This is a genomic window from Kutzneria sp. NPDC052558 (assembly GCF_044547355.1).
GTDB lineage: Bacteria > Actinomycetota > Actinomycetes > Mycobacteriales > Pseudonocardiaceae > Kutzneria.
Map to the genome: position 1 here is coordinate 154,675 of NZ_JBIUAG010000006.1, position 22,795 is coordinate 177,469.

Annotated in this window: 1 protein-coding gene; it reads right to left on the reverse strand. The window is 72.6% G+C overall.

What is annotated here, in order from left to right; genetic code table 11:
* Positions 1-10: 10 nt before the first annotated feature.
* Positions 11-22,471, reverse strand: coding sequence for a type I polyketide synthase (locus tag ACIG5F_RS13310; RefSeq protein WP_396517895.1), 22,461 nt, complete (start codon positions 22,469-22,471; stop codon positions 11-13).
* Positions 22,472-22,795: the final 324 nt, after the last annotated feature.

Sequence of the window (22,795 nt, forward strand, 5' to 3'; positions counted from 1 at the left end):
GCTGGCGGGATCAGACGCCGAATTCCTGGTCGATGAGGTCGAACAACTCGTCCGCGCTCGCGGACTCGACGTCGTCGAAGCTGACGTCGGACTCGCCTGCGTCCACTTCGGACACACTCTGCGTGGGCAGCACCTGGGCCAGCAGGTGATCGGCCAGCTCGGCCGGGCTCGGGTAGTCGAAGACCACCGTGGCGACCAGCCGCAGCCCGGTCACCCCGCCCAGCCGGTTGCGCAGCTCGACCGAGGTCAGCGAGTCGAAGCCGAGGTCGCCGAAGGCGCGGTGCGGCTCGATGTCGGCGGTCGTGTCGTGCCCGAGCACCTCGGCCACCTGCGCGGTGACCAGTTCCAGCAGCCGCGGCCCGCGGTCGGCCTCCGGCAGCTCGGCCAGCCGGTCGGCCAGCGAGACGTCGTCGGCCTTGACCCTGGTCGCGGCGCGCGCGGTCCGTCGGGTCGGGACCCGCACCAAACCCTTGTAGAGCGGGGAAAGCGCCTCGCCCTGGGTGGCGAGCACCGCCAGGTCCAGGTCGATCGGCAGCATGGCCGAGCAGTCCTGGCGCAGCGCGGTGTCGAACAGCTCCATGCCGTACTCGACGGTCAGCGGCCGCATGCCGCCCCGGGCCATCCGGGCCATGTCGGCCCCGGACAGCCGGCTGGTCATGCCGACCTCCTGGTTCCACGGCCCCCACGCCAGCGCGGTCGCGGTGCGTCCGTGCCGCCGCAGGTGCTGGGCGTAGGCGTCCAGGAAGGTGTTGGCCGCCGCGTAGTTGCCCTGGCCCGGGCCGCCGAACACGCCGGCCGCGCCGGAGAACATCACGAACGACGCCCGCTGCCCGGCCATCTCGTGCAGGTTGATGATCGCGTCCACCTTGGGCCGCAGCACCGCGTCCAGGCGCTGCGGGGTCAGCGAGGCGATCAGGGCGTCGTCGACGACGCCGGCCGTGTGCACGACCGCGGTCGGCTCGACCCCGGCCAGCAGCTGCCGGACCGCGTCCCGGTCGGCCACGTCGCACGCGGCGATCGTGACCGTGGCGCCGAGGTCGGTCAGCTCCGCCCGCAACTGCTCGGCGCCGTCGGCGGCCGGACCGCTGCGGCTGGTGAGCAGCAGATCGCGAGCGCCGTGCTCGGTCACCAGGTGGCGGGCCAGCCGGCCGCCGAGACCGCCGGTGCCGCCGGTGATCAGCACCGTGCCGGAGACGTCCAGCCGCCACTGGTCGGCGGTCGGTGTGGCCGTGCCCGCGCCGGCCGGGGCCAGCCGGCCGATGCGCACCTCGCCGTTCCTGATCACCAGCTGCGGCTCGCCGACGGTGAGCGCGGCCGGCAGCGCGGCCACCGACTCCAGCTCGCCGTCCACGTCGATCAGGGTCAGCCGGCCCGGGTTCTCCGACTGCGCGGAGCGGACCAGGCCCAGGACCGCCGCGTGGGCGAGATCCTGCACGGCCTCTTCCTCAGTCGCGGCAACGGCTCCGCGAGTCACCAGCACCAGGTGCGTGCCGGCGAGCCGCTCGTCGGCCAGCCACGTCTGGATCAGGTCCAGCACCTCGCGGACCGCGACCCGGACGTCGGTGGCCAGGTCGCCGGTGGTGTGGCCGTTGGTGACCCGGGGCACGAGCAGCACGTCCGGCGCGGTGGTGATCGAGGCCAGGTCGTCGTGACGGTCGAACTCCAGCGCGGCGGCCAGCTTCAGGTCGTCCGCGCCGAGCACGGCGATGTCGGCGTCGGGGGCCTCGGCGGTGACCCGCGTCGGCGTCCAGTCCAGCCGGAACAGCGATTCCTGCCGGGGCTTGAGCTGGTCGAGGGCGATCTCGCGCATCACCAGCGCGCCGATGGAAGCGACCGCGTGTCCGTCGGCGTCGTACACGCCCAGGCCCAGCGCGTCCACGCCGTCGGCCTTGCTCAGCCGGACCCGCAGGGTCGACGCGCCGCTGGCGTGCAGGCTGACGTCGCTCCACGAGAACGGCAGGCGCTTGCGGCCGGTGCCCTCCAGCGGCAGGAACACCAGGCCCTGGAGGGCGGCGTCCAGCAACGCCGGGTGCAGCCCGAACGCGGCCGCGTCGGCGGCGCGGCCCTCGGGCAGCGACACCTCCAGGAACGCCTCGTCCCCGAGCTGCCAGGCGGCCCGCAGGCCCTGGAACATCGGCCCGTACTCGAAGCCGCTGGACGCGTACGCCTCGTAGAAGCCTTCCACGGCAAGCGGTTGCGCCCCGGCCGGCGGCCACTCGGCCACCTGCTCGGTCGTCCTTGGGGCGCCGACGCCCAACGCGCCGGAGGCGTGCAGCAGCCACGGCAGGTCGACCGGCGCGTCCTCGGACCGCGAGTGCACGGTGATCGTCCGCGACCCCCGGCCGTCGGCGGCGCCGACCATCACCTGGATCTGCGTGCCGCCCTTGGCCGGCAGGTTCAGCGGCGTGGCCAGCGTGAGCTCCTCGACCACGTCGCAGCCGACCTGGTCGCCGGCCCGGATGGCCAGCTCCAGGAAACCGGTGCCGGGGAACAGGATCTGCTCGCCGACGACGTGGTCGGCCAGCCACGGCTGGGTCTGCGGCGACAGCCGCCCGGTGAACAGGAACTCGTCGGTGTCGGCCAGTTGCACGGCCGCGCCGAGCAGCGGGTGGCCGGTGGTGGTCAGACCGGCCGAGGTCACGTCGCCGGTCGCCCGCGCCGTCATCTCCGGCCAGAACTTGCGGTGCTGGAAGGCATACGTGGGCAGTTCGATGGTCTGAGCGCCGTCGAACAGGCCGGTCCAGTTCGGGGACAGGCCGTTGACGTGCAGGGCGGCGATCGCCTTGGTGAGGGTTTCGACCTCGTCCCGGTCGCGGCGCAGCAGCGCCACCGCGTCGTCCAGCATCGGGGTGAGCACGCCGTCCGGCCCGACCTCCAGGAAGGTGGAGACCCCGAGGCCGGTCAGCGTGGTCACGCCGTCGTGGAAGCGGACGGCCTCGCGGACGTGACGCACCCAGTGGTCGGCGGTGAACTCCGACACCGCTTCGCCGGTCAGGTTGGACACGACCGTGATCTCCGGCCGGCCGTGGGTGACGCTCTCGGCCACCTTGCGGAACTCGGCCAGCATCGGGTCCATCAGCGGCGAGTGGAACGCGTGGGACACCTTGAGCCGCTTGGTCTTCGTGAACCGGTCGGCCACCGCGAGCACCGCGTCCTCGGCGCCGGAGACGACGACCGAGGTCGGCCCGTTGACGGCCGCGATCGACACCTTCTCCGACAGGTAGGGCAGAACCTCGTCCTCGGTGGCCTGGATCGCCACCATGGCCCCGCCTTCGGGCAGCGCCTGCATCAGACGGCCCCGCGCGGCAACCAACTTGCTGGCGTCGGAAAGCGACAGCACGCCGGACACGTGCGCGGCGGCGAGCTCGCCGATGGAGTGCCCCATCACGAAGTCCGGCTTGAGGTCCCAGGACTCCAGCAGACGGAACAGCGCCACCTCGATGGCGAACAGGGCGGGCTGGGTGTAGCCGGTCTGGTCGAGATCCGCGCCGCCGTCGAACATCACCTCACGCAGCGGACGGTCCAGCTCGGCGTCCAGGTGCGCGCACACCGCGTCCACAGCGTCGGCGAACACCGGGAAGGCCTCGTACAGGCGCTTGCCCATGCCCGCCCGCTGCGAACCCTGGCCGGAGAACAGGAACGCGGAGCGGACCTCGGCGCGGGCGACGCCACGGATCAGCGCGGCCGCGGTGCCGTCGCCGGCGATCGCGTCCAGCGCGGTGAGCAGCGTGTCCCGGTCCTGGGTGACCACGACGGCCCGGTGCTCGAAGTCCGACCTCGTCGTCGCCAGCGAGTAGCCCAGGTCGAGCAGGCTGGTCTCGGGGTTGGCGGCCACGAAGTCCCGCAGTCGCTCGGCCTGCGCGCGCAGGGCGTCCTTGCTGTGGCCGGAAACCGGGACCGCCACGGCGTCGGTCGCCGGCTGCGACGGCGCGGGCGCCTTGACCGCCGGGGCCTGCTCGATGATCACGTGGGCGTTGGTGCCGCTCAGGCCGAAGGAGGAGATGCCGGCCCGGCGCGGACGCTCGGACCCGGTCCACTCCCGTGCCTCGGTCAGCAGTTCGATCCGACCCTCGGCCCAGTCCACATGGGACGAAGGCGCCGAGACGTGCAGGGTCGGCGGCAACGTGTCGTGCCCCAGCGCCAGCACCATCTTCATCACGCCGGCGACACCGGCGGCGGCCTGGGTGTGCCCGATGTTGGACTTGATCGAGCCCAGCCACAGCGGCTCTTCGCGGTCCTGACCGTAGGTGGCCAGCAGCGCCTGGGCCTCGATCGGGTCGCCCAGCACGGTGCCCGTGCCGTGCGCCTCGACGGCGTCCACATCGGACGGACGAAGCCCGGCGTCGGCCAGCGCCTGGCGGATCACCCGCTGCTGCGAGGGACCGTTCGGGGCCGTCAGACCGTTGGAGGCGCCGTCCTGGTTGACCGCGGATCCCTTGACCACGGCCAGAATCGGGTGGCCGTTGCGCTGCGCGTCGGACAGGCGCTCCAGCACAAGCACGCCGGCTCCTTCACCCCAGCCGGTGCCGTCCGCGCTGTCGGAGAACGGCTTGCAGCGGCCGTCGGGCGCGAGCCCCCGCTGCTTGCTGAACTCGATGAACGAGAACGGGGTCGACATGATCGTCACGCCGCCGGCCAGCGCCAGCGTGCACTCGCCGGAGCGCAGCGCCCGGGTGGCCCAGTGCAGCGCGACCAGCGAGGAGGAGCACGCCGTGTCGACCGTGACCGCCGGGCCTTCCAGGCCCAGCGTGTAGGAGATGCGGCCGGACACGATGCTGCCGGCGTTGCCGGTCATCGTGTAGCCCTCGGCGTTCTGGCCGGAGGCGGACAGCATCGCGCTGTAGTCCTGGCCGTTGGAGCCCATGAACACGCCGGTCTGGCTGCCCAGCAGCGTGCCGGGATCGATGCCGGCGCGCTCCAGCGCCTCCCACGACGTCTCCAGCAGCAACCGGTGCTGCGGGTCCATCGCCATGGCCTCACGCGGGTTGATGCCGAAGAAGGCCGCGTCGAACTGTGCGGCCTCGCCCAGGAAGCCGCCCTCGGTGGCGTAGCTGGTGCCGGCGTTGTCCGGGTCGTCGTCGAAGATCGCGTCCAGGTCCCAGCCGCGGTCGGTGGGGAACCCGGTGATCGCGTCACCGGACCCGGACACCAGCTCCCACAACCGTTCCGGCGACTCGGCGCCGCCGGGGAACCGGCAGCCCATGCCGACGATGACGATCGGGTCGTCGTCGATCGCGTTGGCGGCGGCGGTGGTCGTCGTCCCGGTGTCCTTCGCCGTCCCGCCACCGAGTTGCGCCCGCAGGTAGCGGGCCAGCGCGGTCGGCGTCGGGTAGTCGAAGATCATCGTGGACGGCAGCCGGACGCCGGTGGCGGCGCTGAGCCGGTTGCGCAGGTCGACCGCGGTCAGCGAGTCGAAGCCGATGTCCTTGAACGCCCGGCCGGACTCCACGTCCTCCGGTCCGCCGAAGCCGAGCACGCCGGCGACGAAGGACCGGACGAACTCCAGCAGCTCCCGCTCGCTCTCGGCCTCGGACAGGCCGGCCAGCCGGTCGCCCAGGGCCGATCCGCCGGAACCGCCGGTGGATTCGGCCGCCGCGGCCAGCGCCGCGCGGGCCTCGGCGATGCTGTCGATCAGCTTGCTGGCCCGGACCGCGACCAGGCCCGGCGCGTACTTGTCCCACTCGACGCCGGCGATGGCCAGCGCCGTGTCGTCGTTGTCCAGCGCCTGCTGCATCGCGGTGATGGCCGTGGGCGGGTCGATGGCCAGGATGCCGCCTCGGCGCTGCCGCGCGAGCAGCGCCGCGTCGTCGGCCAGGCCGCCCTCGGCCCACGGGCCCCAGGCCAGCGAGGTCGCCGCCAGGCCGAGGCCCCGCCGGTGCTCGGCCAGTGCGTCCAGGAAGGCGTTGGCCGCCGCGTAGTTGGACTGGCCGGGCGCGCCCCAGGTGCCGGCGGTGGAGGCGAAGGACACGAAGGCGGTCAGGCCCAGGTCCTTGGTCAGCTCGTGCAGGTTCAGCGCGGCCAGGCTCTTGGCCCGCAGCACGCCGGCCAGCCGCTCCGGGGTCATCGAGTCGATCATGCCGTCGTCGAGGACACCGGCCGTGTGCACGACGGCGGTCGGCGGGTGCTCGGCGATCACGGCGGCCAGGCTGTCCCGGTCGGCCACGTCGCACGCGGCGACCGTGACCCGAACGCCCAGCGCGCCCAGCTCCTCGACCAGCTCGGCCGCGCCGTCGGCCGCCAGGCCGCGCCGGCTGAGCAGCACCAGGTGCTCGGCCCCGGCGCCGGCCAGCCAGCGGGAAACGTGCCCACCAAGGGCACCGGTACCACCGGTGATCAGGACCGTGCCGGACGGCTGCCAGACCCCGGCCGGCACCGCCGGCAGCGGAGCCCGGCCGAGCCGGCGGCCGAACACGCCCGAGCCGCGGATGGCCAGCTGGTCCTCGCCGTCGGAGTCGGCCAGCACGGAGGCCAGCCGGCGGACGGCGCGGTCGTCGACCGTGCCGGGCAGGTCGACCAGACCGCCCCAGCGCTGCGGCTGCTCCATCGCGGCCACCCGGCCCAGACCCCAGACCAGGGCCTGGATCGGGTTGGCCAGCGGGTCGGAGCGACCCACCGACACCGCGCCGCTGGTCACGCACCACAGCGGGGCTTCGACGCCGGCGTCGCCGAGCGCCTGCACCAGGGCCGTGGTCAGGTCCAGGCCGGCGGGCACCTCGGGGTGCGTGGCCGACGGGTTCTCGTTCAGCGCCAACAGGGACAGCACGCCGGCGAACTCCCGGCCGCCGACCTGGTCGGTCAGCCGCAGCCGGTCGGCGTCCGCGTCGACCTCGACGGTGACGAACTCGGCCCCGAACCGGGCCAGGCCTGCCGTCCACTCGGCGGGGTGCCCCGCCGGCACGACCAGCAGCCACGTGCCGTCCAGCTTCGGGGTCGGCGAGTCGCCGAGCGGCGTCCAGTTGACCTGGTACCGCAAGGCATCCATGGCCGACTGCTCGCTGCGGGCCCGTCGCCAGGCCGACAGCGCCGGCACCATCGCGTCCAAAGTGGACTGGTCGAGGTTCAGGGTGTCGGCGAGCGAGGTGAAGTCCTCCTGCTCGACCGCGGTCCAGAAGGCGGCGTCGACCGGGTCGACGGCCGATTCCTCCTGCCGCTGGCTGAACTTCGGCCAGTAGCTCTGGTGCTGGAAGGCGTAGGTCGGCAGGTCGACGGCGCGGCCGGCCGGCAGCAGCACGGACCAGTCCACCGTGACGCCGCCGCAGTGCAGTTCGCCCAGCGACAGCAGGAATCGGCGCAAACCGCCCTGCCCTCGGCGCAGCGAGCCGACCACGAGGGGTTCGAGGTCCTCGACGCCGTCCAGCGTCTCGCGGATGACCGGGGCCACCACGGCGTGGGCGCTGGACTCGACGAACACGCCGTAGCCCTGCTCGGCCAGCGCCGCGATGGCTTCGTCGAAGCGGACGGTCTGGCGCAGGCTGGCGTACCAGTAGGCGGCGTCCAGTCCGGCGGTGTCGATCCAGTCGGCCGTCACCGTGGAGAAGAACGGGATCTGCGACGCCTGCGGGGTGATCGGGGCGAGGTCGGCGAGGACCCGGTCCTGGATCCGCTCCACGTGCACGGTGTGCGAGGCGTAGTCCACCGGGATCCGGCGGACCCGGACGCCGGTGGCCTCGTAGCGGGCCACCAGGTCGTCGAGGGCATCGGAGTCACCGGCGACCACGGTGCTAGTCGGGCTGTTGTGGGCGGCGACCCACACCCGCTCGCCCAGCTCGATGTCGGCGGCCGGCAAACCGACCGACACCATGCCGCCCAGGCCGGCCAGGTCATCCCTGATCGCCTGGCTGCGCAAGGCAACCACGCGTGCGGCATCCTCCAGGGACAGCGCGCCCGAGACTGCGGCGGCGGCGATCTCCCCCTGGGAGTGACCGACCACGGCGTCGGGGACGACACCGTAGGAGCGCCACAACTCGGCCAGCGACACCATCACGGCCCAGCACGCGGGCTGCACGACGTCGACCCGCTCCAGGGCCTCGGCGTCGGACAGCACCTCGGTCAGCGTCCAGTCCACAAAGGACGACAGCGCCGCCTCGCACTCGGCCATCCGCTGGGCGAACACCGGCGAGGAGGCCAGCAGCTCCACCGCCATGCCGACCCACTGCGAGCCCTGGCCGGGGAACACGAACACCGTCTTGCCCCGGGCCCCGACCGACTGCTGGGCCAGGTTCTCGGCCGGCATGCCGGCGGCCAGCGCCCGCAGGCCGGCGGCCAGCTCGTCCCGGTCGCCGCCGACCACGACGGCCCGGTGCTCGAACGCGGACCGCTTGGACAGCAGGGAGAACGCGACGTCGGAAGGGTCACCGTCCACAACGGACAGCAGCTTCTCGGCCTGCGCCTTGAGCGCCGCCGCCGACCGGGCCGACACCAGCCACGGAACGACCTCGGCGTCGCCGTGCTCCACGGCGGCCGGCTCGATCTCGGGGGCCTGCTCGATGATGGTGTGCGCGTTGGTGCCGCTCATGCCGAACGAGGAGACGCCGGCCCGGCGCGGGCGGCCGGTCTCCGGCCACGGCACCGCCTCGGTGACCAGCTTGACGTGGCCCGAGGTCCAGTCGATGTGCGGCGAGGGCTCGTCCACGTGCAGGGTCGGCGGCACGATCCCGTTGCGGATCGCCATCACCATCTTGATGACGCCGGCGACGCCGGCGGCGGCCTGCGAGTGGCCGATGTTGGACTTGATCGAGCCCAGCAGCAGCGGGTTGTCCTCGGCGTGGTCGCGGCCGTAGGTGGCCAGCAGCGCGCCGGCCTCGATCGGGTCGCCCAGCGTGGTGCCGGTGCCGTGCGCCTCGACGACGTCGACGTCCGCGCCGGTCAGGCCGCCGTTGGCCAGCGCCTTGCGGATCACGCGTCGCTGCGACGGGCCGTTGGGGGCGGTCAGGCCGTTGGACGCGCCGTCCTGGTTGACCGCGGAACTGCGCAGCACGGCCAGGATCGGGTGCCCGTTGCGCTTGGCGTCGGACAGCCGCTCCAGCACGATCGCACCGGCGCCCTCGCCCCAGCTCGCGCCGTCGGCGGCGGCCGAGAACGACTTGGACCGGCCGTCGGCGGCCAGGGCCTTCTGCGCGCTGAACTCGATCAGCGAGACCGGGCTGGCCATGACCGTGACGCCGCCGGCGATCGCCAGCGTGCAGTCGCCGTCGCGCAGGGCCTGCACGGCCCAGTGCATGGCGACCAGCGAGGAGGAGCAGGCGGTGTCGATCGAGACCGACGGGCCCTCCAGGCCCAGCGTGTAGGAGATGCGGCCGGACAGCACGCTCGGCGAGTTGCCGGTGCCGATCATGCCCTCGGCGGCCTCGTCGGACGAGGCCAGCATGCCGGCGTAGTCGCCGTAGGTGATGCCGGCGAAGACGCCGGTCTGGCTGCCCTTCAACGCCTCCCGGTCCAGGCCTGTGCGCTCCAGCGCCTCCCACGTGACCTCAAGCAGCAGGCGCTGCTGCGGGTCCATGGACACCGCCTCGCGGGGGCTGATGCCGAAGAACGGGGCATCGAACTCGCTGGCGCTGTGCAGGTAGCCGCCCTCGCGGGCGTAGCAGGTGCCGGGCACGTCGGGGTCGGGGTTGTAGAGGGTGTCGAGGTCCCAGCCGCGGTCGGTCGGGAAGCCGGAGATGGCGTCGGTGCCGGTGGCCACGACCCGCCACAGCTGCTCGGGGGTGTCGATGCCGCCCGGGTAGCGGCAGCCCATGCCGACGATGACGATCGGGTCGTCGTCATCGGCCGCGCGGACCACCGCGGCGGCCACGGTCTCCTCGGCGCCGAGGATCTCCTGCTTCAGGAAGTCGGCCAGGGTGGTGGCGGTCGGGTAGTCGAACACCAGGGTCGCCGGCAGGCGCAGGCCGGTGGCCTCGTTCATGCCGTTGCGGAACTGCACCGCGGACAGCGAGGTGAAGCCGAGGTCGCGGAAGGTCCAGGTCGGGTCGACCGCGTCCGGGCCGCGGTAGCCCAGCACGATCGCCGCCTGGGTCCGCACGATGGTGAGCAGCAACTGGTCCTGGTCGGCCGGCTCAAGGCCGTCTAGCCGCTCGCGCAGGCTGCCGCCGTTGTCGGCGACGACTGCCGCGGCCACGGTGTCCTGGGCCTTGCGGCGTCGCCGGGAAGGCGCGGCTGCCTTGTTCTCGGCCGCCTGGACCGGGCCGGCCGAGGCCTCGCGCAGCACCAGGCGGTCGACGGTGGCCAGCGGCTGGCCGGTTCCGTCGGCCAGGGCCAGGTGAACCGAGGAGTCCTTTGTGGACAGGTGGACGCGGATCGTCGACGCGCCAACGGCGGCCAGCGACACTCCGCTCCACACGAACGGCAGGCCGGCGATGCCGGGCAGGAAAGCCAACGCCTGCAAGGCGCCGTCCAGCAGCAGCGGGTGCAGGTCGAAGCGGTCGGCCTCCTCGCGCAGCTGCTCGGGCAGGCTGACCTCGGCGTAGACGTCCGCGCCGCGCTGCCACACCGCTTGCAGGCCACGGAAAGTCGGCCCGTACTCGAAGCCGGCGCGCCGCTCGTACAGGCCCTCGATGTCGACCGCGGTGGCGTCGGCCGGCGGCCACTGGGCCATGGCCTCGCCGTCGGCGATCGTGCCGGCCTTGATCTCGCCGGACGCGTGCCGGGTCCAGCTCGCCGCGTCGTCGTCCTCGGGACGGGAGTAAATGTTCACGGTGCGGGCGTCACGGTCGTCCGCCGCGCCCAGCGCCACCTGGAGCCGCAGGCCGCCCTGTCGGGGCAGCACCATCGGCGTCTCGATGACCAGCTCGGTGAGCTCGTCGCACTCGACCTGGTCGCCGGCGGCCAGCGCCAGCTCGACGAAACCGGTGCCGGGGAACAGGATCTGGCCGTCCACGACGTGATCGGCCAGCCACGGCAGGGCCTGCGTGGAGATCCGGCTGGTGAACAGCAGGCCGTTCTGCTCGGCCAGCCCGACCGCGACCCCCAGCAGCGGGTGCTCGGTCGCGGTGAGGCCGAGGGCCGACGGGTCGGCGCCGGCGGCCTCGACGGCCGGCAGCAGCCAGTACTGGTCGTTCTGGAAGGCGTAGGTGGGCAGGTCGATCCGGCGGCCGCCCCAGCCGGCGAACACCGCGTTCCAGTTCGGGGTGAGGCCGCCGACGTGCAGTTGCGACACGGCGGTCAGCAGCGCGTCGACCTCGTCCCAGTCCCGGCGCAGCACCGCGACGGCGTCGCCGCTCTCGATCATGCCGGCCAGCACGCCGTCCGGCCCGACTTCGACGAACCGCTTCACGCCCTGCTGGGCCAGCGTGGTCACGCCGTCGTGGAAACGCACGGCCTCGCGGACGTGGCGCACCCAGTACTCGGCGTCGAACTCCGACACCAGCTCGCCGTCGAGGTTGGACACGACCACCAGACGCGGCTGGTGGTAGGTCACGGTCTCGGCGACCTCGCGGAACTCGGCCAGCATCGGGTCCATCAGCGGCGAGTGGAACGCGTGGGACACCTTGAGCCGCTTGGTCTTCTCGAACTTCGCCGCGATAGCAAGGACTTCGGCCTCGACCCCGGAGACCACGACCGACGTGGGCTCGTTGATCGCGGCGATGGACACACCATCGGTCAGGTGCGGCAGCACCTTGTCCTCGGTGGCCTGGATCGCCACCATGGCCCCGCCCTCGGGCAGCGCCTGCATCAGACGGCCCCGCGCGGCCACCAGGCGGCAAGCGTCCGCCAAGCTGAGCGCACCGGCGACGTGCGCCGCCGCCAGCTCGCCGATCGAGTGGCCGACCACGAAGTCCGGCCGCAGGCCCCAGTTCTCCAGCAGACGGAACAGCGCGACCTCGATGGCGAACAGCGCCGGCTGCGTGTAGCCAGTCTGGTCCAGGTCGGCGGTGCCGTCGAACATCACCTCACGCAGCGGACGGTCCAGCTCGGTGTCCAGGTGCGCGAACACGGCGTCAAGGGCATCGGCGAACACCGGGAAGGCCGCGTACAGCGCCTTACCCATACCGACCCGCTGAGAACCCTGACCGGAGAACATGAACGCGGTCTTGCCGCCGCCGGTGGACGTGCCGCGCAGCACGCCGGGAACCCGTTCGTCGGCGGCGATGGCCGCCAGGCCTCGGATCAGGTCGTCCCGGTCCTGGCCGAGCACGACCGCCCGGTGCTCGAACGCGGACCGCGAGGTCGCCAGCGAGTAGGCCAGGTCGAGCGGGTTCGCCGTCTCCGCGACGGAGACGAGCTGTTCGGCCTGCTCGCGCAGGGCCTGCGCACTGCGGCCCGCCACCACCCAGGGCAGCGCGCCCGGCGCGTTCTCGATCACATCCGTCTCCTCGGCGAAGGGCTGGGCCTGCTCGATGATCACGTGCGCGTTGGTGCCGCTGACGCCGAACGCCGACACGCCGGCCCGGCGCGGGTGGTCGGTCTCCGGCCACCGGCGGGCCTCGGTCAGCAGCTCGACCTGGCCGGCGCTCCAGTCCACATGGGACGAAGGCCGGGACACGTGCAGGGTGCGCGGCAGCACGCCGTGCCGCATCGCCTCCACCATCTTGATCACACCGGCGACACCGGCGGCCGACTGCGTGTGGCCGATGTTGGACTTGATCGACCCCAGCCACAGCGGCTCGTCGCGGTCCTGGCCGTAGGTGGCCAGCAACGCCTGCGCCTCGATGGGGTCGCCCAGCGCGGTGCCGGTGCCGTGCGCCTCGACCGCGTCCACTTCGGACGGTGTGACGCCGGCGTCGATCAGCGCCTGCCGGATCACCCGCTGCTGCGACGGACCGTTCGGGGCCGTCAGACCGTTGGAGGCGCCGTCCTGGTTGACCGCGGATCCCTTGACCACAGCCAGGATCGGGTGCCCGTTGCGGATGGCGTCGGACTGGCGCTCCAGCAGCAGCATGGCCACGCCCTCGGACCAGCCGGTGCCGTCGGCGTCGTCGGAGAACGCCTTGCAGCGGCCGTCGGCGGCCAGGCCGTTCTGCCGGCCGAACTCGATGAACGAGAACGGAGTGGCCATCACGGTCACGCCGCCGGCCACCGCCAGCGTGCACTCGCCGCGGCGAAGTGCCTGCGCGGCAAGGTGCATCGCCACCAGCGAGGACGAGCACGCGGTGTCGATCGTCATCGCCGGGCCCTCGAGGCCCATCGTGTAGGAGATGCGGCCGGAGGCGACGGCCGGGGCGGTGCCGGTGAGGATGTGCCCCTGGAGCTCCTCGGGCAGGTTGCTGACGCCGGTGGCGTAGCCGGAGCCGCCGGCCCCGACGTACACGCCGGTCTGGGTGCCGCGCACCGAGGCGGGCGTGATGCCGGCCCGCTCGAACAGCTCCCAGGTCGTGGTCAGCAGCAGGCGCTGCTGCGGGTCGGCGGCCATCGCCTCGTGCGGGCTCATCCCGAAGAAGGCCGGGTCGAACTCGCCCGCGCCGGTGAGGAAGCCGCCGTCGACGGCGTAGATCCGCTGCTCGTCGGCCGGGCCGCTGATCGAGTCGACGTCCCAGCCCCGGTCGGTCGGGAACTTCGACAGCGCTTCTGAGCCGCTGTCGACCAGCTGCCACAGCTGCTCGGGCGCCCGCACGTCGCCGGGCAGGCGGCAGCTCATGCTGACGATGACGATCGGGTCCTCGTCGGCCTCGGCGACGGCCGCCCCCGACTGCTGGTTGTCCTCGCCGCCAAAGAGTTCGTCGATGATGTAACGGCTGAGCACGGTGGCGTTCGGGTAGTCGAACACCAAGGTCGTGGGTAGCGCCAGGCCGGTCAGCTCGGTCAGCCGGTTGCGGAGTTCGACCGCGGTCAGCGAGTCGAAGCCGAGGTCGCGGAAGGCCCGGTCGGCGTCGACGGCCTCGGCGGCCGAGTGCCCCAGGACCACGGCCGCCTCGCGGCGAACCAGGTCCAGCACTTCGTGCCGCTCGACCGAGGCCGCTTCCCGCGTGACCTCGACCTGCGCCGGCTTCTCCTGGCACAGGCCGCTGATCAGCGCGCTCGGGCGGAGCACGGTGAAGCCCTCGGCGAACTTGGCCCAGTCCACGTCGGCGACGGTGACGCAGGCGTCGCCGCCGCCGACGGCCTCGACCAGCGCCCGCACGGCCAGGGCCGGGTCGAGGGCGGTGAGGCCGCGCTTGGCCAGCTGCTGCTGTTCGCGGACATCGGCGGCCATGCCGACCTCGGCCCACGGGCCCCAGGCGACGGCCGTGGCGGCCAGGCCCCGGGCGCGGCGGTTCTCGGCCAGCGCGTCGAGGAAGGCGTTGGCGGCGGCGTAACCCGACTGCCGGCCACTGCCCCACACCCCCGAGATCGAGGAGAAGAGCACGAAGGCGTCGAGTTCGCCGAACAACGCGTCCAGCTGCACCGCGCCGTCGACCTTGGCCGACATGACGGCGGACAGGGTCTCCTCGGTGGCCTCGGCCAGCGCGACGGACTCGTTGACGCCGGCCGCGTGCACCACGGCGTTGATCGGCGCGTGCTCGTTGGCCAGCTGCGCCAAGGCATCCCGGTCGCGGACGTCGCAGGCGGCGATGGTGACCCTCGCGCCGAGGGCCGTGAGCTCGTCACGAAGCTCAGTCGCACCAGGGGTTTCCAGACCGCGACGGCCGGTGAGCACTAGGTGCTCGGCGCCGTTGCCAGCCGCCCACTTGGCCACCTCAGCGCCGAGTCCACCGGTGCCGCCGGTGATCAGGACGGTGCCGCGCGGGGTCCAGACGTCGTCGTGGTTGGCGGCCGGCGCGTGCGTCAGCCGTCGGACGAAGACGCCGGAGGTGCGGACTGCGACCTGGTCCTCGCCGGCGCCGGCGAGCACCTGGCGCAGCCGGGTGGCGGCGCGGTCGTCAAGCGCTTCCGGCAGGTCGACCAGACCGCCCCAGTTGCGCGGGTATTCCAGCGCGGCGACCCGGCCGAGGCCCCACACGGCGGCCTGGGCGGGATCGGGCGCGATGTCGAAGCGGCCGACGCTGACCGCGCCCCTGGTGGCGACCCAGAGCGGGGCGGTGATCGACTGCTCGCCGAGGGTCCGCAGCACGTCGGCGATCTGCGCCAGTCCACTCGGGACGGTCGCGTTCTCACCGGCGACGTAGAGGATTCCGCTCAGGTCGGCGGTGGCGGCGGTGCTCAGCTCATCGAGCGTGACCGAGGTCGTGTTCAGGGCCTGGGCCACGGTGTCGGATCCGATGACCAGCCAGGTCCCGTCCAGGGCCGGCTTGGGGAGCTCGGTGGCCGGCGTCCAGGTGGCCCGGTAGCGCCAGCTGTCGATGGTGTGCTGCTTGTCCTGCTGGCGACGCCAGGAGGACAGCTTCGGCAGCACGTCGGTCAGCGAGTCGGCCGACAGCTCCAGGGTGTCGGCGAGAGACTCCAGGTCCTCGCGCTCGACGGCCGCCCAGAACTCGGCGTCCACCGTCCCGGTCGACAGGGCAGCAGCCGGCTTCGCGGAGAAGTCGACCGTCGGCCAGTACCGCGTGCTCTGGAAGGCGTAGGTGGGCAGGTCGATCAGCCGGCCGGAGATCAGCTTGAGCCAGTCGACCTTGACCCCGCGCACGTGCAGGCGGGCCAGGGCATTGGTGATCGCTTCGACCTCGTCGCGGTCGCGGCGCAGGGCGGCGACCGAGTCGACGCCCTGGGCCATGCCGGCCAGCACGCCGTCGGGGCCGACCTCCAGGAAGGTGGAGACACCGAGGCCGATCAGCGTGGTGACGCCGTCGTGGAAGCGCACGGCTTCACGCACGTGCCGCACCCAGTACTCGGCGTCGAACTCGGCGACCAGGTCGCCGGTCAGGTTCGACACCACGGAAATCCGAGGCTGGGCATAGGTGATGCTCGCCGCGATCGCGCGGAACTCGTCGAGCATGGGGTCCATCAGCGGCGAGTGGAACGCGTGGGACACCTTGAGCCGCTTGGTCTTCTCGAACTGGGCGGCCACCGCGAGGACGGCCTCTTCATCGCCAGAGACGACCACCGAGCTCGGCCCGTTGATCGCCGCGATGGAGACCTTCTCGTTGAGCAGCGGCAGAACCTCGGCCTCGGTGGCCTGGATGGCCACCATCGCGCCGCCGGTCGGCAACGCCTGCATCAGGCGGCCACGCGCGGCCACCAGCTTGGAGGCGTCCTCAAGGCTGAGCACACCGGCGACATGCGCCGCCGCCAGCTCGCCGATCGAGTGGCCGACCACGAAGTCGGGCTGCACACCCCACGACTCCAGCAGGCGGAACAGGGCAACCTCGATCGCGAACAGCGCCGGCTGCGTGTAGCCGGTCTGGTCCAGGTCGGCGGCACCGTCGAACATCACCTCACGCAGCGGACGGTCCAGCTCGGTGTCTAGGTGCGCGAACACGGCGTCAAGGGCATCGGCGAACACCGGGAAGGCCGCGTACAGCGCCTTGCCCATGCCGACCCGCTGAGAACCCTGACCAGAGAACATGAACGCCGTCAGGCCATCGCCAGCGGCACCGGTGACCACACCGGGCGAAGCCTGACCGGCGGCCAACGCGCGCAAGGCTTCCGCCCCGAACACCACCGCGCGGTGGTCGAACGTCGAGCGCGACGACACCAGCGAGAAGGCGACATCGGCCGGGTCTTCACCGTCCACATGGGACGCCAGGCGCGCGGCCTGGTCCCGCAGGGCCTCGGCCGAGGTGCCGGACAGCACCCACGGCGTCACAACGGAACGCTCCACCGCCGGCGACTCGACGACCGGGGCCTGCTCCAGGATCACGTGCGCATTGGTGCCGCTGACGCCGAAAGACGAAACACCAGCCCGGCGCGGGCCGGCGCCAACCGGCCAGTCGCGGGCCTCGGTCAGCAGCTCGACCTTGCCGGCACTCCAGTCCACATGGGACGTCGGCTCGGTGACGTGCAGGGTGGGCGGCAGCACGCCGTTCTGCATCGCCAACACCATCTTGATGACACCGGCGACACCTGCCGCGGCCTGGGTGTGGCCGATGTTGGACTTGATCGACCCCAGCCACAGCGGCTCTTCTCGGTCCTGACCGTAGGTGGCCAGCAGCGCCTGGGCCTCGATCGGGTCGCCCAGCGTCGTGCCGGTGCCATGCGCCTCGACGGCGTCCACATCGGACGCCTTCAACCCGGCGGACGCCAGGGCCTGGCGGATGACCCGCTGCTGCGAGGGACCGTTGGGGGCCGTGAGACCGTTGGAAGCGCCGTCCTGGTTGACCGCGGAACCCCGGACCACGGCCAAGATCTGGTGCCCGTTGCGCTGCGCGTCGGACAGGCGCTCCAGAACCACCATGCCGACACCCTCACCCCAACCGGTGCCGTCGGCGTCGTCGGAGAAGGCCCGGATGCGGCCGTCGGCCGACAAGCCGCGCTGGCGGGAGAAGGACACGAAGATGCCCGGAGTGGACATCACGGTCACGCCGCCGGCCAGCGCCAGCGAGCACTCGCCGGACCGCAGAGCCTGCGCCGCCCAGTGCATCGCCACCAGCGACGCCGAGCACGCGGTGTCGACGGTGACGGCCGGACCCTCCAGGCCCAGCGTGTAGGAAACCCGGCCGGAGACGATGCTGGCCGCGTTGCCGGTGCCGGAGTGGCCCTCGAAGTCGTCGCCGGCGTAGGCCAGCAGCGCCGGGTAGTCCTGGCCGTTGGTGCCGACGAACACGCCGACCGGCGCGCCCTTCACCGACGCCGGCGCGACCCCGGCCCGCTCCAACGCCTCCCACGACGTCTCCAGCAGCAGCCGCTGCTGCGGGTCCATCGCCACGGCCTCACGCGGGGACACACCGAAGAAGCCGGCGTCGAACTCCCCCGCGCCATCGACGAAACCACCCTCGCGGACATAGGACTTGCCCACCGCGCCCGGCTCCGGGTCGTAGAGGGCGTCCAGGTCCCAACCCCGGTCAACCGGGAACTCGCCGACGGCGTCGACGCCCTCGGACACCAAGCGCCACAAGGCTTCCGGCGAGTCGACCCCGCCCGGGAACCGACAGGCCATGCCCACGATCACGATCGGCTCGTCGTCGACCGCCGACACCAGTGGCGCGGACGACAGGTCAGCCGAAGCACCGACCAGCTCGCCGCGCAGGTACTCGGCCAGCACCCCGGCCGACGGGTAGTCGAACACCACTGTCGACGGCAGGGTCAGACCCGTTGCCGCGCCGAGGATGTTGCGGAACTCCACTGCGGTCAGCGAGTCGAAACCCAGGTCGCGGAAGGCGCGGTCGGGTCCGACCGCCTCCGGCCCGGCGTAGCCCAGCACCACCGCGGCGTACGAGCGCACGACCGACAGCAGCTTGCGGCTCTGCTCGGCCTCGGACAGGCCGGCCAGCGAAAGCTGGTCGTCGTCGGCCCGGCCCGGCTCCGGCTGGTACAGCTCGGCCAGCAGCGGGCTCGGCCGCAGGCCGGCGAAGCCCGGCCCGAACTGGTCCCACGCCGCGTCGATGACCGTCACCGTCGCGTCGCCGGCGGCAATCGCGCGGCTCAGGGCCAGCACACCCAACTCCGGGGCCATGGCCGGCGTGCCGCTGCGGCGCAGCCGGGCGGCCACCACCTCGTCGGACGCCATGCCGTCGCCGCCCCACGGGCCCCACGCGATGGACGTCGCCGGCAGCCCGGCGGCCCGCCGCGACTCGGCCAGCGTGTCCAGGAAAGCGTTTGCGGCCGCGTAGGCGGCCTGGCCGGGGCCACCGGCCACCCCGGCGAACGACGAGAACAGCACAAACGCGTCCAGGTCGCCGCACAGCTCGTGCAGGTTCAGCGCGGCCTTGGTCTTGGCCCGGGCCACGAACGCCAGCCGCTCGGCGGTGACCGAGTCCAGAACGCCGTCGTCCAACACACCGGCCGCGTGGATCACGGCGTTCACCGGCGGCAGCGACTCCAGCAGACGGGCCAGGTCATCGCGGTCGGCGACGTCGCAGGCGGCCGTGGTCACGCGCACGCCGAGGCCGATCAGCTCGGCCTCCAGCTCGGCCGCACCCGGCGCTTCCGCGCCGCGGCGGCTGGTCAGCACCACGTGCTCGGCGCCGTTGGCGGCGACCCAGCGGGCGACGTGCCCGCCGATCGCGCCGGTGCCGCCGGTGATGAGCACCGTGCCGCGCGGCTGCCACTGCTCGGCCCCGGCCAGCGGGGCCGGCGTGAGGCGGCGGCCGTAGACACCGTTGGCCCGTACGGCAACCTGGTCCTCGTCGCCGACGGCCAGCACGGAGAACAGCCGGCGGGTTGCCCGCTCGTCGAGGGTCTCGGGCAGGTCGACCAGACCGCCCCACAGCTCGGGGAACTCCAGCGCGGCCACGCGCCCGAAGCCCCATACCGTGGCCTGGGCCGGGCTCGGGGCCTCGTCCCAGCGGGCGACGGCCACCGCGCCCCGGGTGGCGCTCCACAGGCGGGTCTTGATCCCCGCGTCGGACAGCGCCTGGAGCAGGGTCAGCGAGGACACCAGGCCGGCCGGCACCTCGGAGGCGGCCGGGTGCGGCGTCTCGTCCACGCCCAGCAGCGACAGCACGCCGTCGAAGACCTTGCCGCGCAGGCGATCGGCGAACTCGGCCCGGTCGGCGGGCTCGATCAGCTCGACGGTGACGCCGTGCGAACGCAGCGCGGTGACGACCTGGTCGGTGAGCTCCGACGGCGTGGCCACCACGGCCCAGCCGCCGCGCAGCGCCCGCTCGGTCCCGACCGGCTTCCACGTCACCGAGTAGCGCCAGTTGTCCACAGTGGACGATTCGGTGCGGCGGCGGCGCCACGACGACAGCGACGGCAGCAGCTCGCCGAGCGAGGCGCGGCCGGCGTCGTCGATCGACAGCGTGCTGGCCAGCGACTCCAGGTCACCCTGCTCGACGGCCTGCCAGAACTGGACATCCACCGTGCTGGCTGGCTCGGCCGCCGCGCGCGGCGCGGACTCCAGCCAGTAGCGCTGGCGGTCGAAGGCGTAGGTCGGCAGCGCGACCGTGCGCGCGCCCCAGCCGGCGAAGACCGCGGCCCAGTCCGGGGAGAAGCCCTGGACGTGGCAGTGGGCCAGGCCGGCGAACAGCGCGGAAACCTCGTCACGGTCGGCGCGCAGCACCGGCACCGCCGTGCTGTCGGCCACGGCCTCCCGCGCCATGGCCGACAGCACGCCGCTCGGACCGACCTCCAGGAAGGTCCGAACGCCTTGTCCAGCAAGGAAAGTAATGCCGTCGTGGAACCGCACGGCCTCGCGCACGTGCCGCACCCAGTACTCGGCGTCGAACGCCGACACCAGCTGGCCAGTCAGGTTCGACACGACCGAGAGCTCCGGCCGGTTGTAGGTGATGCTCGCCGCGACCTGGCGGAACTCGTCCAGCATCGGGTCCATCAGCGGCGAGTGGAACGCATGGGAAACCTTGAGCCGCTTGGTCTTCTCAAACTGGGCGGCCACCGCGAGGACGGCCTCTTCGTCGCCAGAGACGACCACCGAGCTCGGCCCGTTGATCGCCGCGATCGATACCTTCTCGTTGAGCAGCGGCAGAACCTCGGCCTCGGTGGCCTGAACCGCCACCATCGCACCACCGGTCGGCAACGCCTGCATCAACCGACCGCGAGCGGCCACCAGCTTGCCAGCGTCCTCCAACGACAGCACACCAGCGACATGAGCGGCCGCCAGCTCACCGATCGAGTGCCCGACCACAAAGTCGGGCTTGACACCCCAGGACTCCAGCAGACGGAACAGCGCCACCTCAATGGCGAACAGCGCCGGCTGCGTGTGCCCGGTCTGATCCAGATCGGCCGAACCCTCGAACATCACCTCGCGCAGATCCGCGTCCAGGTGAGCGAGAACGGCGTCCAGCGCCTCCGCAAAAACCGGGAAGGTCGCGTAGAGCTCGCGACCCATGCCGACCCGCTGCGAACCCTGGCCGGAGAACAGCAGGGCCGAACGGGTGCCGGAGACGACGGAACCGGTGAAAACATCGGCGGAAACCTGGCCGCTCGCAAGGGCATCCAGCCCGCGCCGGGCGGACGCGTGATCACCGGCGATGATCACGGCACGGTGGTCGAGCGCGGCCCGGGTCGTGGCGAGGGAGAAGGCGACATCCCTCAGGTCGGCGGTGCTGTCGTAGGTCGCGATGCGAGCGGCCTGCCCGCGCAGGGCCTCGGCGCCACGGGCGGCGACGAGCAGCGGGACCACCGGCGAAAACACCGTCTGCGCAACGGTTTCGACCGGCTCCGCCGCCGGGGCCTGCTCGATGATGACGTGGGCGTTGGTGCCGCTGAGGCCGAAGGCGGACACGCCGGCCCGCCGGGCCGCGCCGGTCTCCGGCCACGGCCGGGACTCGGTGAGCAGTTCGACCGCGCCGGCCGTCCAGTCCACATGGGACGTCGGCGTGCCCACGTGCAGTGTCTTGGGCATGACGCCGTTGCGGATGGCCTGCACGACCTTGATCACGCCGCCGACGCCGGCCGCGGTCTGGGCGTGGCCGATGTTGGACTTGAGCGAGCCCAGCCACAGCGGCCGCTCCCGCTCCTTGCCGTAGGTGGCGATCAGGGCCTCGGCCTCGATCGGGTCGCCGAGCACGGTGCCGGTGCCGTGGGCCTCGACCATGTCCACATCGGACGGTGTGAGGCCGGCGTTGGCCAGCGCCTGCTGGATGACCCGCTGCTGGGCCGGGCCGTTGGGGGCGCTCAGGCCGTTGGACGCGCCGTCCTGGTTGACCGCCGAGCCGCGCACCACGGCCAGCACCTCGTGCCCGCGGCGGCGCGCGTCGGACAGGCGCTCCAGCAGCAGCAGGCCGACACCCTCGGACCAGCCGGTGCCGTCGGCGTCGTCGGAGAAGGACTTGCAGCGGCCGTCGCCGGCCAGGCCGCCCTGCCGGGAGAACTGGACGAAGCCGCCGGGCGAGGCGATGACCATCACGCCGCCGGCGATGGCGAACGAGCATTCCTTGCGGCGCAACGACTCCGCCGCCAGGTGCAGGGTGACCAGGGAGGCCGAGCAGGCGGTGTCGACGGTGACGGCCGGCCCCTCCAGGCCGTAGACGTAGGACAGGCGGCCGGACAGCACGCCGTTGGAGTTGCCGGTGAGCAGGTGGCCCTCGACGCCCTCGGGCAGCTCGCCGATGTCGGAGCCGTAGCCGGACGGGCCGCCGCCGATGAACACGCCGCCCTGGCCGCCGCGCACCGACTTGGGGTCGATGCCGGCCCGCTCGAACAGCTCCCAGGACGTCTCCAGCAGCAGCCGCTGCTGCGGGTCGGCGGCCAGCGCCTCGCGCGGGGACATGCCGAACAGGGACGGGTCGAAGGCGGCCGCGTCGTCGAGGAAACCGCCCTCGGCGGTGGTGCTGGTGCCGGTGCGGTTGCCCTCGGGGTCGTACAGGCCGTCCAGGTCCCAGCCGCGGTCGGCGGGGAACGGCGAGACGCCGTCCACGCCCCCGGCCACCAGGTCCCACAGGTCCTCCGGCGAACGAACGCCGCCGGGGAACCGGCAGCTCATCGCGACGATGGCCACCGGCTCGTTGGCCCCGGCCTCCAGCTCGCGCAGCCGCTGCCTGGTCTCGTGCAGATCAGCCGTCACCAGCTTCAGGTACTCCCGAAGCTTCTGTTCGTTCACCATGGGTACCTTGCCTGTGCGCAGTGGACGCGAAGATCCCTCCGCGCCTGTTCACGACCGTCCAAACGCCTGGTTATGGAGCTGTTCCGCACTGGTGGGGTCATCCGTCCCGTCCTGCCCATCGCCCAACAGCGGCCAGCATGGTCCGCGCCTGCCTGAGCACGGCCGGTTGACGGCCGTCCTCTGGTGAAACTGCTGAAATCGACGTTCCCGGAACGCCGGCGCGGGGGGGGGGGGGGGGGTGGGGGGGGGGGGGGCGGGGGGGGGGGGGGGGGGGGGGGGGGTGGGGGGGGTTTTTTTTTTTGAGAAGCGGAAGGAAAACGG